Source organism: Yersinia thracica, from assembly GCF_902170565.1.
GTDB lineage: Bacteria > Pseudomonadota > Gammaproteobacteria > Enterobacterales > Enterobacteriaceae > Yersinia > Yersinia thracica.
This window is the reverse complement of the sequence record NZ_CABHXX010000091.1, coordinates 40,068-54,539: the sequence shown is the minus strand read 5'-3', so window position 1 is coordinate 54,539 and position 14,472 is coordinate 40,068. Positions and strand designations below refer to the sequence as shown.

Sequence of the window (14,472 nt, the reverse complement as noted above, 5' to 3'; positions counted from 1 at the left end):
TCAGGTTGTGGAGGTCTCCTCCACGATAACGCGAGATACTCGATAACTGACTATAGGTGACTTCATATGGAAATTAATGCACAGCGGCGGCAAATGATGATTGCCACGCCAACCGCCAAAACAGAAAATGCCCCAACAATTCAAGCTATTGCCCCTGTGCGGGCGATGGCGAGCACCACACAACATGCTGCATCGGCCGGTGAGTTACATGCCAAATTACAAAAAATGCCCGAAGTTGATAGTGAACGCGTCGCCACAGCTAAAGCCGCTATTCAGGCCGATAAAATCACACTGAATACCGCCGATATCGCCAAGGCGATGCTGAATTTCCACAGGAGTTAACGAAACTATGCAGCCGGTGAAAAATAGTCAGCAGCAGAACACTCAGCAGTTATTGGTCGCTATTCAGGAAGATCGCAAACGCTATATTGCCTTGGAAAAGTTATTGGTAAAGCAGCGCGAGTTGATGATAGCCCATGATACTGAAGCTCTGGAGGCACTCAATCTACAGTTGATGGAACTGTATAATATGATTGATAAATCTGCCACTGAACGCCGGCAGCTAATGCAAGATTTACAATTTCCTGCCCATAAAGAAGGTATGCACCAGCTGCTCTCTAGTTTACCGATACATTACCGCGAACATGCTGGCGCATTATGGGCGGACTTGCGTTTACGCGCCGACGCCTGCCGCCAGCAAAACCAGCATAATGGTCTGCTGCTAACCATGCAGATGGATCTGTTGTCTTCATTAACCGAGGCTCCGTCAGATTTTTTATATGCAGGTTGAGCCACACTTTTCCCACTCTTCTTCAATGGCTGCTTTTAATTTTATCATATTGAATTTATGAAATATTCATACCCAATAAAACATTCACCATAGGCTGCTATGCTAGGGTGAATGTTTCACATCTTTATTCTTGTAACTTGCGTTTCAATAAAAAATAAACATAAAAAAGCACTCAAAAATGAGTGCTCAAATTACAGGAAATCTATCCCGCCCGGTGTCGTTGCCAGCATTGCGCGGCCAGACCATCGGTGTTTTTTTGTTCACTCCGCCCCCGCTCCATCAAAAACTGCTGCTGTTGCTGTGCTAATACCATCGCCACGATTTTTTCCCGACAAGCTTGTTGCTGCAAATGTGTTTGCAACTTGCCCACTTCAATATTTGCCAGCACCTGCTCCTGCTTTTGCCAGTCAATAACGCGCTGAATATTGCGCTTATAGCTGGCGCGGTTGGTCATCAAAGCCGCCCCAGCCACCGGCATTAATGCAAAATGGGTTAAGGATCCCAAGGCATTAATATTGTTTTGATAACGCTGGCACAACTGTTTCTGCTGTGCCAATTGACTGGTAGCCTGATTAAGCGCCCGTTGCCGTAACTGTTGTAGCCGTTGCAGGGTATTCATCAGCTTGTCACTCATGATGGAGCCTCAGGTGTTTGAATATCAGATGGTGGATAGAGCGCGTTCAAATGCGCCAGTGTGGCTGGCAGGAGCGAGGGTTGATCCACTTCTTGGCGCAGGAAGTCGATAATAGCCGGATAATACTGCACTGCCCGATCCGCCATCGGATCGGCTCCAGCGACATAACCGCCCAGCGGGATCAAGGGTTTGATCTCCATATAATCGGCATAGCATTGCTTCAGTAAACGCGCAGATTGGATCTGTTCACGCGGCGAAATCTGGCTCATGCAGCGGCTGATAGACTGGCCGATATCAATGGCGGGGTAGTGACCGGACTCCGCCAACTGGCGCGATAATACGATGTGCCCATCTAATACTGCCCTGGCGCAATCAACGATGGGATCTTGTTGATCATCACCTTCTGCCAGCACAGTATAAATAGCGGTCATGGTGCCGCTGCCGTGACTGTTTCCGGCACTCTCTGCCAACCTTGGAATGATGCTGAAAGCAGAGGGCGGGTAGCCTTTGGTCGCCGGTGGTTCCCCCAGTGACAGTGCAATTTCCCGCTGTGCCATGGCATAACGGGTAAGTGAATCCACCAGCAGCAACACGTCTTGGCCTTTATCGCGATAATAGGTGGCGATGGAGTGGCACAGTTCGGTAGCTTTAATGCGCATCAGGGGCGATTCATCCGCCGGTGCGGCTATCACCACCGATTTTGCCATACCACTGGCTTGTAATGAGTGGTCGATAAACTCCTTCACTTCTCGGCCACGCTCACCAATCAGCCCGACCACCACCACATCCGCCTGGGTGTAGCGGGTCATCATGCCCAGCAGCATACTTTTACCTACGCCACTGCCCGCCATCAACCCGACCCGCTGGCCTTTGCCAATAGTCAGCAAGCCGTTGATGGCTTTGACCCCGACATCCAATGGCGTGCTGACGGGCTGGCGCTGAAGCGGGTGAATTTGCGGCAATTGCTGTTGTAGTGGAGTCTCACCGCCGAGTGGCCCCTTTCCATCAATCGGCTCGCCCAAACCATTAACCACTCTCCCCAGCCAGCTATCACCAATCATCAGTTCGCCGTCCAGCTCACACGGGAATACCCGTGCGCCGCTCATCAGGCCATCGGGTTGCTTGAATGGCATCAAGTAAGTGACTTCCCGGTCAAACCCGACCACCTGCGCCTCAATAAAGACGTCTTCAGCACTTTCGATACGGCAACGCTGGCCAATCGCCAGACGGCAACCGACACTTTCCAGCAAAATGCCATTAACCCGCACTAAGCGGCCAGCGACTCTGGCCAGGTTAATGTTATCTATAGATTTCAATGCATTATCAAGTGCCGCCAGCTCACCCATGGTCTTGATCCGGCAGTAAGCTGCTTTTCAATGCTTCGACACACTGATCCAGACGATGCTGGCAACCCACATCAATTTCCGTGGTATCGGTGACCACACGGCACTCACCGCTGGCCATCTCCGGATCGGCTATTAGCCCCCACTGTTTAACCTTTTCCGGCGCAACATCATTGATGCGGCCCAACTCGGCGGGGTTAAGATAGACTTTCAGTTGTGTGGGAACTGACGGCTGCGCCGCCAGTGCTTCCTCTACTAACGCGAGCAACTGCGCCGGTTGCAGTGCCAATTCACAGCGGATAACCTGGCGCGTCACTTTTTCGACTAACTGCACTAGCTCATCGCGACGGCGATTTTCATAACCACCTAAATAATCATGCATTTTTTCGATATAGCCGGTAAATGGCTCGATAGCTTCATCAAATCGGTGACTTTCTGATTGTCGCGCTTCTACCCGCCCTTTTTTCAACCCGTCGTCATATCCCAGACGGACACCTTCTTGATATCCCTCCTCTTTCCCCTCAGACAGACCTTTATTAAAACCCTGACTGACTCCTTCTTGAAAACCCTCCATCAGCTGTTTTTGATAGGCCGCCGGGTCAAGTGCCATGGTATCGTCTGGTGGTAAATTCTGGCGGATTTGGCGCAATGGCGGGAACTGATGAACCCGCACTTTCGCCCCGCCAAAGCGCAGGCTATTTTTTATCGACATTGCCTTACTCCATGGTCTGTTCAGCAAACAATTGCACCTGGATTTCTCCCGCTTCGGCCAGCGCGCGCACCTGTGCCATTATCTCTTTACGTATATGCTCTACCCGACTGACTGGCACGGCTCCCATCCGATTGGTCGCATTTTGCAACTGCTGTATCTGGCGCTTTGGCAATACATCATAAATGGCCTGGCGCAGTACTGGTTCAGTGCCTTTCAGCGCTATCGCCCAATCACTCATCGGGATATCATCCATCAAGCGCTGCAAGGTGACCTCACTTTGACGGCTGAGGATAAAGAATTCATACATCTCATCCTTCAGATCATTAAGCACCTCTTCATCACGTTCTCCCAGTTGCTCCAACAATTGCTGTTGGTTGCCGGGAATGCGGTTTACGATATTCGCCGCTTGCTTGATCCCCAAAACTTTGGAGCCGTGCTCTGACAATACCGCCACGCCGCGCTCAATCAGGCGATCCAGTTCATCCACTACATCGCGGTTGACGTCATCGAGCTTGGCAATTCGGTACAGCACATCATCCTGCCGCCCTTTATCCAGATAGGCCAAGACCTCGGCGGCAACATCCGGCGGTAGAAAAGCTAAAAATACCGCCTGTAATTGCAGATGCTCCTGCTCAATCAGCGCCGCCAGTTGCGGTGTCCCGACCCATTGCAAACGCGTCATCCGATGGCGGATTTCATCACCATAGATGCCATTAATGACACTCTTGGAGATATCACTGCCCAAGGCTTTACTCAGAATGCCTTGCAGATAACTGCGGGAAGCGCCGTTGATCCCGCTTTGTTCACGGTAATCGATAAAGAAATCATCCAATGCCTGCCGTGCATGGTTCAATTTGACACCATGCAAGCGAGACATAGTTTGGCTGATACACACCACCTCTTCGCGCGTCAGTTTTTGCATCACCATCGCCGCGGCTTCCTCACCCACACTCAGTAGCAAAATCCCTGCCTGCTCTAAACGGCTGCGTACCGGGGCAGGGGCAGTTGCGTCATCACGCACCACCGCATCATCATTCTGATTGAGGTTTGATTCGTTCATTATTATTAATCCATTGTTTAATGACTTCGGCGACACGTTCAGTTTCTAACTGAGCTAGCTGTTGCAAGTGGGCGATTTTTGTATCCAGGCCAGAGCCTTGCGGTGGCAGGTTGTCATCTTCTTTGAAGGAAGAGGCTGGCAATATCGCTTCTGTTGCGGCGCTGTTTTCGCCCGCCGTATTTGCCGCATCCAGGCTATCAATATTTTCGGACATCGCTAAAGTAGCGTGCTTATCATCCTGACGTGATAACCGCGCCACCAATGGCCGCACACCGAATAGCAAGAACAACAGCGACAATAAGCCAATACCCGCGATCTCCGCCCAACGGAAAGTTGTCGCCTCTTGCCACCACGGAATGACAGACTCTTCCATCACTGTCGGCGCAGTAAAGGCCAGCATATTCAGAGTCAGGGAGTCACCCCGTTTCACGTCGATACCGGCGGCATCTTCAATTAAACGCTTCAATTCATTCAGCTGTTCTGGTGTCCATTTCTCCAGCGCTGGAGCAGATTTATTCAAAATGACCGCAACTGTCATCTTCTCTAACTTAAAGCCCGGATGGCGCACATGACGGATATCACGGTCGTAGGCATACTTACGCTGGGCCTGACTGCGGCTTATCATTGCAGGTGCATTGGTGTTGTTCGGCTGAGCAGAAGGCTGATTGCTTAACGAACCCGGAATCCCCATCGCCATGTCTTCGTTACCGTTTTCCTGCTGAATATTCTCATCACTGACACGCGGCTCTGCGCCATAACGTTCCAGCGTTTCTTCAACACGGCTCAGATCAAGTTGGGTTGCGACACTGATGCGGTAGTTATTGATACCGACCACGGAGCTAAGCAGATTGGCGATACTTTTCTCGGTCGTGCTCTGTAAATAATGGGCTAATTCAGCGCCACTTTTCACATTTGTCATTCCCTTGCCGTTAGCCTGATAGGCTTCTGACAACAGCTCACCGTGCTGATCGACCACCCGTACATTCGCCGCTTTCATGCCGGGAATACTGCCCGCCACCAACTGGGCAATGGCCCCCACATGCTCCGCTTTCAGTGTTTGGCCATATTTCAGGCGCAAGATGACGGACGCACTGCTCTCTGAACGATTGCTGATAGCAAAAGAACTGGCTTCACTCATTCCTAAGTGAACCCGGGCATAATCCACGGCGGTTAGCGCCATGATGCTTTGTGCCAATTCCCCCTCCAGACTGCGTTTGTAGCGCACATTCTGAATAAACTGGCTACTGCCGAGCATGGTTTCCTGATCCATCAGCTCATAACCTGTCGGCAATGTGGCAGTAATGCCTTTAGCTGCCAGCAGAATACGAGCTTTGCCGAGTTGATTTTCTGCGACTAATATCTGGCCATTATCTGGATTAATACGATAGGTAATCGCCTCGCTGTCCAGCACTTCAACCACTTGCGTCACCGGAATATGCTCCTGTGAACCAAACAAAGCGGTATAGCCCTGCGAGCTGCGCCAAAGGCTGAAAATAATCGCACTGGTGACCAAAATAGCCACCGCGCCCATGAGAATACTTTTTTGATTTTTACCCAACCTGATGGCGGGCAATTGTTGCTTAATTTTATCTAACACCGATTTACCCTACAGCGCAGTATTCATGACTTCGTCGAGTGCAGTGGTAAGCTTATTACGCACTTGCACCATCGCTGAGAAAGCCACACTGGCTTTCTGACTTGCTAGCATCGTGCCGGTTAAATCATCACTGACGCCCATATCCATTGCGGTCTGCTTATCGCTTGCCACATGTTGTAAGTTATCCACGCTATTAATCGCACCTTTAAGCACCCGGGAAAATGAAGGGGAATTCACCTCGTTAACCTGAGCGAACAAACTACTGCCCGCGGGTTGTGGTAATGCAGTGCCAAACTCAACACGATTGCTGGCTATAGCCGCCATCTGTTGCATTTCCGCTATCATCGGCAATTGCATATTTGGCATAGTGATAGCTCCAACTTTATCCATCGTTCTTCCTCTTATGAGTAACACTCAATATCGATACCGTCTTCGCGCATATTGGCCAACCGATAGCGCAAAGCGCGCGGTGTAATACCTAAAAAAGCGGCCGTTTTAGATTTATTTCCCTGGTGTCTTTGCAATAAATCCGCAATATATTGGTATTGAGCCAAACGTCCGCGTAATTTAATGTTGCTTTCGCCCTGATTGGATTGAATATTTTCAGTAGAGAATACCGGCTTATTTTCTGCCAATTTATCTCCCGCTAATTTCCCCTCTGATACAGATACGTTTCTTGTTGCAGGCAGACCTAAGTGTGAAATGTCGATTAATCCGTCATTGCTCATAATAATTCCGCGCTGGATAACATTTTCCAATTCGCGAACATTACCCGGCCAAGAATACGTCTGTAACTCATACTGCGCTTGTGGGGTAATGTTTATTTTTACATCTAAAAAATTACGATATTTATTAAAAAAAGCGCTCACCAACGGCATAATATCTTCAGGTCTTTCGCGCAGCGGTGAGATATGAATAGGCACCACTGATAAGCGGTAATAGAGATCCTGACGAAAGCGCCCTTCTGCAATCTCAACACTCAAATCTTTATTGGTAGAGGCAATAATACGAATATCTAACGGAATACGTTTATGGCTACCTAAACGTTCAACTTCCTGCTCTTGCAACACGCGTAATAACTTAACTTGCAAGGCTAATGGCATGTCGCCAATTTCATCCAATAATAATGTGCCGCCATTGGCTTGTTCAAATTTACCGGCAACACTGGCAACAGCCCCAGTAAATGCGCCTTTTTCATAACCGAATAATATAGCTTCCAGCATACTCTCGGGGATAGCGGCACAATTTACTGCAACATAGGGCGCGTTCTCACCCATTGCTTTATGATGGATATATTTTGCCACACACTCTTTACCGGTTCCTGTCTCTCCAGTTATTAATACTGGCACATTGAATTCTGCCACCCGACGCGCAAGAGAGAATACGCTCACACTGGAGGGTGCATTAGCAACAAAACCATGTTCATTTTTAGATAACATATCCATAGCCATATTCATCATAATGTATCCACTCTCCAGTAAAGCCAATAAATCACATTCAATAGTTAATAATACGACTCACAACGAGTCATTATTAAATCTCAAAGAAGTAAAATATTAGATCATTTTATTATTATTCAATCATTGGTAAGCCAGACGACACGTTCGCTGGGTAATGACTATATATTCACTATTGAAAATAAAGGAATTAAATAAAAATTAAAAAAATTAACCCTTTAAAATCATGCATTTACTTATATGACTATTAATTCAAAAATAAAAAAGAAATAAATTAATAAAGAAATGCCCATTGTATTGATTTTCAATAGAAGGTTTAATTAACACCCTAACGAAAACACAAGCAACTCACTCATCCCTATAACCACTGGCGAGATCGTGAGAAATTATTCGGACTATGATTTTGGATAAAGCATGAAGCCAAATAAAGCTAAAGCGAGGGTACACAACAGTGACTCGCTACCGGAAGCAATGACTCTGGACATTAATAAACTTGGGCGTCCTTATCATAAAATACCCAAAATCGTGGGTAGCTATTTTGCTGTAATTGAAAAGCAAATTAGCCTCTATTTTTTAAGAAAATATCGAATCAATATTACGTTAAAAGATATTAAGTTCAAAACAGATTGTCATTACAATAATGCTCAAACACTCAGCAGTCAGATAGGGAATATTGCCTTTGATATCGACCGCACTCTTCTGCTTAATATTCTTAATGACTACTATGGCTTAACCAAAGAAAAGAACATGGTTTCCATCGTGGATAACACACCGAAAACCCAGACAGAAGAGAGACTAAAAAACAAACTAAGTATAGAAATAGCTGATTTGATTCTTAATCAGCCAGTATTCGGTGAGCCATTGGTGATCAAAAACACTAATTCCACACCTATTGTTAATTGGTCCTATCATATGGATTTTTTGTTAAAGGATTATGAGAATATCGGTTTTACACTACTTATTGATACCCCTCATGTCGACAGACTGCTTAATACATTACACACCGGAATAAAAGAAGAAAAGAAAACTCAGACATTGTCAGTAACACAATTTAATCAATTGGTAAGCCAATTGCCTATTCAGCTTACCAGCCAGTTAAGTTGTAGTGAACTCACTTTATTTGACCTGATGGCAATAAAAGAGGGCGATATTATCCCTGCTTCTCTACCAGAAAGATTCCCAGTATTTATTGGTAAGAAACCCTTATTTAGTGCTGTGATTACAGAGAGTCGCGGAAAACTATTTTTATCTGAATTTAATGACAAAACTAACGAGATGAACCATGACTGACCAATTAATTGAACTCGGCAATGATCTGGATTTTAATTTCTCAACACCAGAGAATGAGGTTAGCGTACCACTTTCTACCCCTGCGGCGACAGTGCCCGCCGTGGATAACAGCCAGCATGAACAGCAACGCAAAATATCGCTGTTCAGTCGTATTCCCGTCACATTAACACTGGAAGTCGCCTCGGTAGATATTCCACTTTCTGAATTGATGTCAGTGAATAATGATTCAGTTATTGAGTTGGATAAACTGGCCGGCGAACCACTGGATATTAAAATCAATGGCATCATGTTCGGTCAGGCTGAAGTCGTGGTGGTCAATGAGAAATATGGCCTGCGTATTATCAGCTTCAATAGCCAAAGCCTGGGTGAACTCGCTTTATGATCTTGAGCCGCCTGCCAACTATGACAGCTAAAATCATCAGCAGTGGCCTGGTTATTAGCGGATTATTGTATTCCCCTCTTCTCCTTGCACAGGAGGGGGGGATTACCCTGTTTAGCACGGCACAAACTGCTGCCGGTCAGGATTACAACGTCAAGATTGAAATCCTGATCCTGATGACACTGCTTGGCCTGTTGCCCATCATGATGCTAATGATGACCTGCTTTACCCGCTTTATTATCGTGCTGGCAATATTACGCCAGGCGCTGGGATTGCAGCAAAGCCCCCCCAATAAAGTGCTGACCGGTATTGCGCTAGCACTCACCTTACTGGTGATGCGCCCGGTATGGACGAAAGTTCATCAAGACGCCGTCATTCCCTTTCAGAATGATGAAATCACCTTACCGCAAGCGCTGGCACGTGCGGAAATTCCTCTTAAGAATTATATGCTGGCGCAGACCAGCAGTCAGTCGCTGGACCAGATGATGGATATTGCTCAGGTCAGCGGCGAGCCGCAACAGCAAGATCTTACCGTCGTGACTCCCGCTTATCTACTGAGTGAATTGAAAACTGCTTTCCAAATTGGCTTTATGATTTACATCCCTTTTCTGGTCATTGATCTGATTGTCGCCAGTATTTTGATGGCGATGGGGATGATGATGCTATCGCCGCTCATCGTCTCGCTGCCCTTTAAATTAATGCTGTTTGTACTGTGCGATGGCTGGACATTAATTGTCGGAACGCTGACTGCCAGCGTGCAGGGGTTATAGCATGATGACCACTGATATTGCCGGAGACATTATTGCCGCAGGGTTGCATCTGGTATTGATCATTTCGGTGGTTGCCATTATTCCTAGCTTATTAACCGGGCTATTGGTCAGCATCTTTCAAGCCACCACACAAATTAATGAGCAAACCCTTAGCTTCCTACCGCGCCTGGTGATGACCATGCTGGTATTAATCTTTGCCGGTAAATGGATGATGACCAAGCTGAGTGACTTCACCATTGCTATTTTCCAGCAAGCTGCACAGTTGGTTGGGTAACAGGCAATGGGAATCGATATTCAAACACTCACCACGCCGGTATTCGCACTTTGGCTACCCTTTGTACGAATTTTAGCATTTTTTCATTTTTGTCCAGTTCTCCAGCATCGTGCTTTTCCCCGTAAAGCGAAGATTGGCACCTCATTGCTGCTGGCGATGTTAATCACTCCCATGCTCAGCCAGCCGGTGATCCTTGGTGAGTTATTATCAATGAATTCACTGTTGCTGACTGGCGAACAAATCCTGTGGGGTTGGTTATTTGGCTCCATGCTGCAACTGGTTTTTGCAACCTTACAAGCCGCTGGCCAGATTTTATCAATGAATATGGGTTTAGGCATGGCGGTGATGAATGACCCAACCAGTGGTGCTTCAACAACCGTGATTTCACAAATTATTTTTGTCTTTAGCACACTTATCTTTTTTACCATGAATGGGCACTTGTTGCTGGTCACCATCTTGTATAAAAGTTTTATCAGTTGGCCGATGGGCGAAGCTATCAATGATTTCTCCTTACGATCACTGGCATTAAGCTTAGGTTGGATCATGTCATCCGCCACACTGCTGGCTCTGCCAACCACTTTTATCATGCTGATTGTGCAAGGTTCTTTCGGTTTGTTGAACCGTATTTCTCCGACCTTGAACCTTTTCTCTCTTGGATTTCCAATAGGTATGTTGTTCGGCTTGTTGTGCCTACTGCTACTGGCCATCAATGTGCCGAATCATTATCTCAATTTGACTAACGAGATCCTGACGCAGCTTGAACGGATGAAGGTGTACTGATGTCATCCAGCAGCGGAGAAAAAAGTGAAAAACCCACCAGCGGTAAACTAACCAAAGCGAGAAAGAAAGGGGATATTCCGCGATCCAAAGATGTCACTATGGCGGCCGGACTGGTGACATCATTAGTCACCCTGACGCTATTTTTACCCTATTACAAAGAGTTGATTCGTGAGTCATTCTTAGCGGTTGGCCGTACAGCGGGCAGAATAGATGACCCCGCAGCGCTGGAACAATTACTGCTGACCAACCTGTTTATTTTTTTCAAGTTCTTGCTTACGCTAGCCCCGATTCCGCTGGCCAGTATATTGGCGAGCTTAGTTCCCGGCGGTTGGAATTTCACACCGGTAAAATTAATCCCTGACTTTAAAAAACTCAGTCCGTTGGCAGGAATTAAAAAGATATTTTCAGCCAGCAATGGCACCGAAGTCTTGAAGATGCTCGGCAAGTGCAGCATCGTGCTTTATACCTTATACCTGATGGTCAATAGCTCGCTGGCCGATTTGTTGCGTTTACAGGCATTGCCGCTACAGGAAGCGATTACTGAAGGATTTATTCTATATCACAGTATTTTGGTTTATTTCATCGCCATTATTGTGATTTTTGCCGCAATTGATATTCCACTTAGCAATTATCTCTTCACCAAGAAAATGAAAATGACTAAGCAGGAGGTTAAACTAGAACACAAGAGTAATGATGGTAATCCAGAAATTAAAAACAGGGTTCGTCAGTTACAACGGCAGTTTGCCATGGGTCAAATTAATAAAGTTGTCCCTAATGCTGATGTTATTATTACTAACCCAACGCATTTTTCAGTGGCCTTAAAATATGCCCCGGAGAAAGCCAGCGCGCCTTATATTATCGCAAAAGGTAAGGATGACATTGCATTATATATTCGGACTGTGGCTAAAAATAATGATATTGAAATTGTTGAGTTCCCTCCTTTAGCTCGTGCTATTTACCATACCACCAAGGTCAACCAACAGGTTCCAGCCCAGCTGTATCGTGCCATCGCTCAGGTATTGACCTATGTGATGCAGGTCAAGTCCTGGCGCTCAGGTCTGGCTAATAAACCGGTATTAAATACTTACCTTGGTATTCCCAAAGAGATGCAGAAATTCCATGATGAAAAATAAGTTTAGTTATCTTGCTCATATACTGAGAGATATGCATGTTACCGTTCCGATATTAATTCTTTGCATGTTGGCAATGGTTATTTTGCCACTATCACCTATTGTATTGGATATTTTATTTACCTTTAACATTGTGTTATCTGTATTGGTTTTATTGGTCAGCGTAAACAGTAAACGCCCTCTTGATTTTGCAATATTTCCGACTGTACTACTGATTGCCACTTTAATGCGCTTAACATTAAATGTGGCGTCAACACGAGTGGTATTACTCAATGGTCATGAAGGTGTGGGTGCTGCCGGTAAAGTGATTGAAGCTTTTGGCCAGGTGGTCATTGGCGGTAACTTTGTTGTTGGTTTCGTGGTGTTTATCATCCTGATGATCATCAACTTTGTGGTCGTGACGAAAGGTGCCGAGCGAATTTCTGAGGTTTCCGCCCGCTTTACGTTGGATGCACTACCGGGTAAGCAGATGGCGATTGATGCCGACCTTAACGCCGGATTAATCAATCAGGAACAAGCCCGCCTGCGCCGTAAAGAAGTCGCCAGCGAAGCCGACTTCTACGGGGCAATGGATGGCGCATCCAAGTTTGTTCGTGGGGATGCTATCGCCGGTATTATGATTCTGGTGATCAATGTGATCGGCGGCATCTGTATCGGCATTTTCAAATACGACCTCAGTGCCAGCCAGTCATTCCAGCAATATGTATTACTGACTATTGGTGATGGTTTGGTCGCGCAAATTCCTTCACTGTTATTAGCCACCGCCGCCGCAATTATTGTCACCAGGGTAAGTGATGGCGGTGATATGACTGATGAAATTAAAGATCAGTTATTAGCAAAACCGACCATTTTATATGCTGCGGCATTTGTGATGTTCATTCTCGCCATTGTGCCGGGGATGCCCCATCTTGCCTTTCTCAGTTTCACCGGATTACTCCTGTTCGCCGCTTGGCAGCAAAGTAAAAAAATACAGCAAGCGAATATTGAACCCGATCTTACAGCCCTCGACCAAGCAATTTCAGAAGACAACTCACTCAATATTAATTGGGATAATATACCCGTCGTAGAACCTATTGGCCTGAATCTTGGTTATAAATTGGTGACACTGGTTGATGAAGCGAAAAGTCGGCCATTAATCCAGCGGCTGCGTGGTGTGCGCCAAATTATCTCTGAAACCTGCGGAATCATATTGCCCGAAGTTAAAGTGCGGGAGAATTTTCGTTTAAAGCCCTCCCAGTACACAATTAATGTTAATGGCGTCAAAGTCGCGGGCGGTGAAATTTATATTGATAAGCTAATGGCAATTCCAACTACGGAACAATACGGAGAAGTGGATGGTGTTTTGTCGATAGATCCCACTTATGGCCTGGCGGTAGTGTGGATAGAGCCACAAAATAAGGCAAATGCCTTAAACTTTGGCTATCAAATAGTCGATTGTGCCAGTGTGGTAGCAACTCATGTCAATAAAGTGGCACGGGAACATCTGCCGGTGTTATTTAATTACGACGATATAACACAGTTACACCAACGGCTGGAGTCATTATCACCTCGACTAGCGGAAGATTTCGCTGCTGCATTTAATTTTAGTGAGCTATTAAAAGTCTACCGGCAATTATTAATCGAAAATGTCTCCCTTAAAGATATTGTGACCATCGCGACCACATTATTAGAGAGTGCCAATGTGACGAAAGATTCACTTTTATTGACCTCCGATGTACGGTACGCGTTACGAACCGGGATCGTCAATAGCATTAATGGTGATGATAAAAATCTATCGGTTTATACCATTAATAACGCACTGGAGAATATGTTGCTTGGCTCACTCAATCAGGCACAGCAAGCAGGAAAAATCGTCTTGGATAATTTCCCTGTCGATCCAAATATTCTGACCCAGTTGCAACAGAATATGCCTATCATTAAAGAACAAATGAAAGCAGAGAATCACCAACCTGTTTTGTTGGTCACGCCGCAATTACGTCCCTTGATTGCACGCTATGCACGATTATTCTGCAATGGGCTTAACGTATTGTCTTATAACGAAATACCAGATGATATGTCATTGAACGTTATTGGGACGTTAGAATAAAATACTATTAATTATCATCATAAAAATGGCCACGTTGTCGACATTCATCTCTCGACACCCTGGCCATTTTTCATATACTCAAAACTCCTCCCGAAAATCATGTGTACTGACTCAATTCATTGATTCGGAATAAGAGCACGCTGCCTACTCTTCGGCAAGGTTAAGCAGCA

At 46.1% G+C, this 14,472-nt stretch carries 16 protein-coding genes; 9 read left to right on the top strand and 7 right to left on the bottom strand.

Going from position 1 to position 14,472, the window contains the following annotated elements; genetic code table 11:
- Positions 1-66 precede the first annotated feature (66 nt).
- Both flgM and flgN read left to right on the top strand, forming a co-directional pair.
- On the top strand, positions 67-342 hold the full coding sequence (gene flgM, locus FTA91_RS12740) for a flagellar biosynthesis anti-sigma factor FlgM (RefSeq protein WP_050112336.1): 276 nt from the start codon (positions 67-69) through the stop codon (positions 340-342).
- A gap of 7 nt (positions 343-349) precedes the next feature.
- Complete coding sequence (gene flgN / locus FTA91_RS12735) at positions 350-790, top strand: flagellar protein FlgN (RefSeq protein WP_145534859.1); 441 nt, start codon at positions 350-352, stop codon at positions 788-790.
- A gap of 202 nt (positions 791-992) precedes the next feature.
- On the opposite strand, the gene fliJ is transcribed toward flgN, so the two are convergent.
- From fliJ to FTA91_RS12700, 7 genes are read right to left on the bottom strand one after another with little or no spacing between them, the layout of a single operon-like run.
- Positions 993-1,424 (bottom strand): flagellar export protein FliJ, encoded by a 432-nt coding sequence (gene fliJ / locus FTA91_RS12730; protein WP_145534857.1) that lies wholly within the window; start codon positions 1,422-1,424, stop codon positions 993-995.
- Positions 1,421-2,770: a flagellar protein export ATPase FliI gene (fliI, locus tag FTA91_RS12725; protein WP_145583443.1), complete on the bottom strand. Its 1,350-nt coding sequence runs from the start codon at positions 2,768-2,770 to the stop codon at positions 1,421-1,423. Before fliI ends, fliJ begins: the two co-directional genes overlap by 4 nt.
- The gene (fliH, locus tag FTA91_RS12720; RefSeq protein ID WP_145583441.1) at positions 2,763-3,479 is read right to left on the bottom strand and encodes a flagellar assembly protein FliH; all 717 of its coding nucleotides are present in this window, start codon (positions 3,477-3,479) and stop codon (positions 2,763-2,765) included. The genes fliI and fliH overlap by 8 nt, the downstream gene beginning before the upstream one ends.
- Positions 3,480-3,483: 4 nt before the next feature.
- Positions 3,484-4,539, bottom strand: coding sequence for a flagellar motor switch protein FliG (locus FTA91_RS12715; protein ID WP_145534851.1), 1,056 nt, complete (start codon positions 4,537-4,539; stop codon positions 3,484-3,486).
- A complete protein-coding gene (fliF, locus tag FTA91_RS12710) occupies positions 4,511-6,136 on the bottom strand; it encodes a flagellar basal-body MS-ring/collar protein FliF (RefSeq protein WP_145534849.1) in 1,626 nt (541 codons plus the stop codon). The genes FTA91_RS12715 and fliF overlap by 29 nt, the downstream gene beginning before the upstream one ends.
- 9 nt (positions 6,137-6,145) lie before the next feature.
- On the bottom strand, positions 6,146-6,526 hold the full coding sequence (fliE, locus tag FTA91_RS12705) for a flagellar hook-basal body complex protein FliE (protein ID WP_050112329.1): 381 nt from the start codon (positions 6,524-6,526) through the stop codon (positions 6,146-6,148).
- Positions 6,527-6,537: 11 nt separating this feature from the next.
- Positions 6,538-7,596, bottom strand: coding sequence for a sigma-54 interaction domain-containing protein (locus FTA91_RS12700; protein WP_145583439.1), 1,059 nt, complete (start codon positions 7,594-7,596; stop codon positions 6,538-6,540).
- A gap of 411 nt (positions 7,597-8,007) precedes the next feature.
- Between FTA91_RS12700 and FTA91_RS12695 the strand changes: the two genes are divergently transcribed.
- From FTA91_RS12695 to FTA91_RS12665, 7 genes are read left to right on the top strand one after another with little or no spacing between them, the layout of a single operon-like run.
- The gene (locus FTA91_RS12695) at positions 8,008-8,883 is read left to right on the top strand and encodes a FliM/FliN family flagellar motor switch protein (RefSeq protein WP_145534844.1); all 876 of its coding nucleotides are present in this window, start codon (positions 8,008-8,010) and stop codon (positions 8,881-8,883) included.
- Positions 8,876-9,265, top strand: coding sequence for a flagellar motor switch protein FliN (gene fliN / locus FTA91_RS12690; RefSeq protein WP_050112326.1), 390 nt, complete (start codon positions 8,876-8,878; stop codon positions 9,263-9,265). The genes FTA91_RS12695 and fliN overlap by 8 nt, the downstream gene beginning before the upstream one ends.
- A 20-nt stretch (positions 9,266-9,285) precedes the next feature.
- A complete protein-coding gene (fliP, locus tag FTA91_RS12685; protein WP_174634877.1) occupies positions 9,286-10,032 on the top strand; it encodes a flagellar type III secretion system pore protein FliP in 747 nt (248 codons plus the stop codon).
- 1 nt (position 10,033) lies between these two features.
- Positions 10,034-10,306, top strand: a complete 273-nt coding sequence (gene fliQ / locus FTA91_RS12680; RefSeq protein WP_013650415.1) for a flagellar biosynthesis protein FliQ — start codon at positions 10,034-10,036, stop codon at positions 10,304-10,306.
- A gap of 6 nt (positions 10,307-10,312) precedes the next feature.
- The gene (gene fliR / locus FTA91_RS12675) at positions 10,313-11,086 is read left to right on the top strand and encodes a flagellar biosynthetic protein FliR (RefSeq protein ID WP_145534841.1); all 774 of its coding nucleotides are present in this window, start codon (positions 10,313-10,315) and stop codon (positions 11,084-11,086) included.
- Complete coding sequence (flhB, locus tag FTA91_RS12670) at positions 11,086-12,219, top strand: flagellar type III secretion system protein FlhB (protein ID WP_145534838.1); 1,134 nt, start codon at positions 11,086-11,088, stop codon at positions 12,217-12,219. The genes fliR and flhB overlap by 1 nt, the downstream gene beginning before the upstream one ends.
- A complete protein-coding gene (locus tag FTA91_RS12665) occupies positions 12,206-14,302 on the top strand; it encodes a flagellar biosynthesis protein FlhA (RefSeq protein ID WP_145534835.1) in 2,097 nt (698 codons plus the stop codon). The genes flhB and FTA91_RS12665 overlap by 14 nt, the downstream gene beginning before the upstream one ends.
- Positions 14,303-14,472: the final 170 nt, after the last annotated feature.

Excerpts from the sequence above, each read along its gene's own strand:
- fliE (WP_050112329.1), bottom strand. The coding sequence starts at position 6,526 with ATGGATAAAGTTGGAGCTATCACTATGCCAAATATGCAATTGCCGATG.
- flgN (WP_145534859.1), top strand. The coding sequence starts at position 350 with ATGCAGCCGGTGAAAAATAGTCAGCAGCAGAACACTCAGCAGTTATTG.
- fliJ (WP_145534857.1), bottom strand. The coding sequence starts at position 1,424 with ATGAGTGACAAGCTGATGAATACCCTGCAACGGCTACAACAGTTACGG.
- fliH (WP_145583441.1), bottom strand. The coding sequence starts at position 3,479 with ATGTCGATAAAAAATAGCCTGCGCTTTGGCGGGGCGAAAGTGCGGGTT.
- flgM (WP_050112336.1), top strand. The coding sequence starts at position 67 with ATGGAAATTAATGCACAGCGGCGGCAAATGATGATTGCCACGCCAACC.
- FTA91_RS12715 (WP_145534851.1), bottom strand. The coding sequence starts at position 4,539 with ATGAACGAATCAAACCTCAATCAGAATGATGATGCGGTGGTGCGTGAT.
- fliQ (WP_013650415.1), top strand. The coding sequence starts at position 10,034 with ATGATGACCACTGATATTGCCGGAGACATTATTGCCGCAGGGTTGCAT.
- fliI (WP_145583443.1), bottom strand. The coding sequence starts at position 2,770 with ATGGGTGAGCTGGCGGCACTTGATAATGCATTGAAATCTATAGATAAC.
- FTA91_RS12700 (WP_145583439.1), bottom strand. The coding sequence starts at position 7,596 with ATGATGAATATGGCTATGGATATGTTATCTAAAAATGAACATGGTTTT.
- fliN (WP_050112326.1), top strand. The coding sequence starts at position 8,876 with ATGACTGACCAATTAATTGAACTCGGCAATGATCTGGATTTTAATTTC.
- fliP (WP_174634877.1), top strand. The coding sequence starts at position 9,286 with ATGACAGCTAAAATCATCAGCAGTGGCCTGGTTATTAGCGGATTATTG.
- FTA91_RS12695 (WP_145534844.1), top strand. The coding sequence starts at position 8,008 with ATGAAGCCAAATAAAGCTAAAGCGAGGGTACACAACAGTGACTCGCTA.
- flhB (WP_145534838.1), top strand. The coding sequence starts at position 11,086 with ATGTCATCCAGCAGCGGAGAAAAAAGTGAAAAACCCACCAGCGGTAAA.
- fliR (WP_145534841.1), top strand. The coding sequence starts at position 10,313 with ATGGGAATCGATATTCAAACACTCACCACGCCGGTATTCGCACTTTGG.
- FTA91_RS12665 (WP_145534835.1), top strand. The coding sequence starts at position 12,206 with ATGATGAAAAATAAGTTTAGTTATCTTGCTCATATACTGAGAGATATG.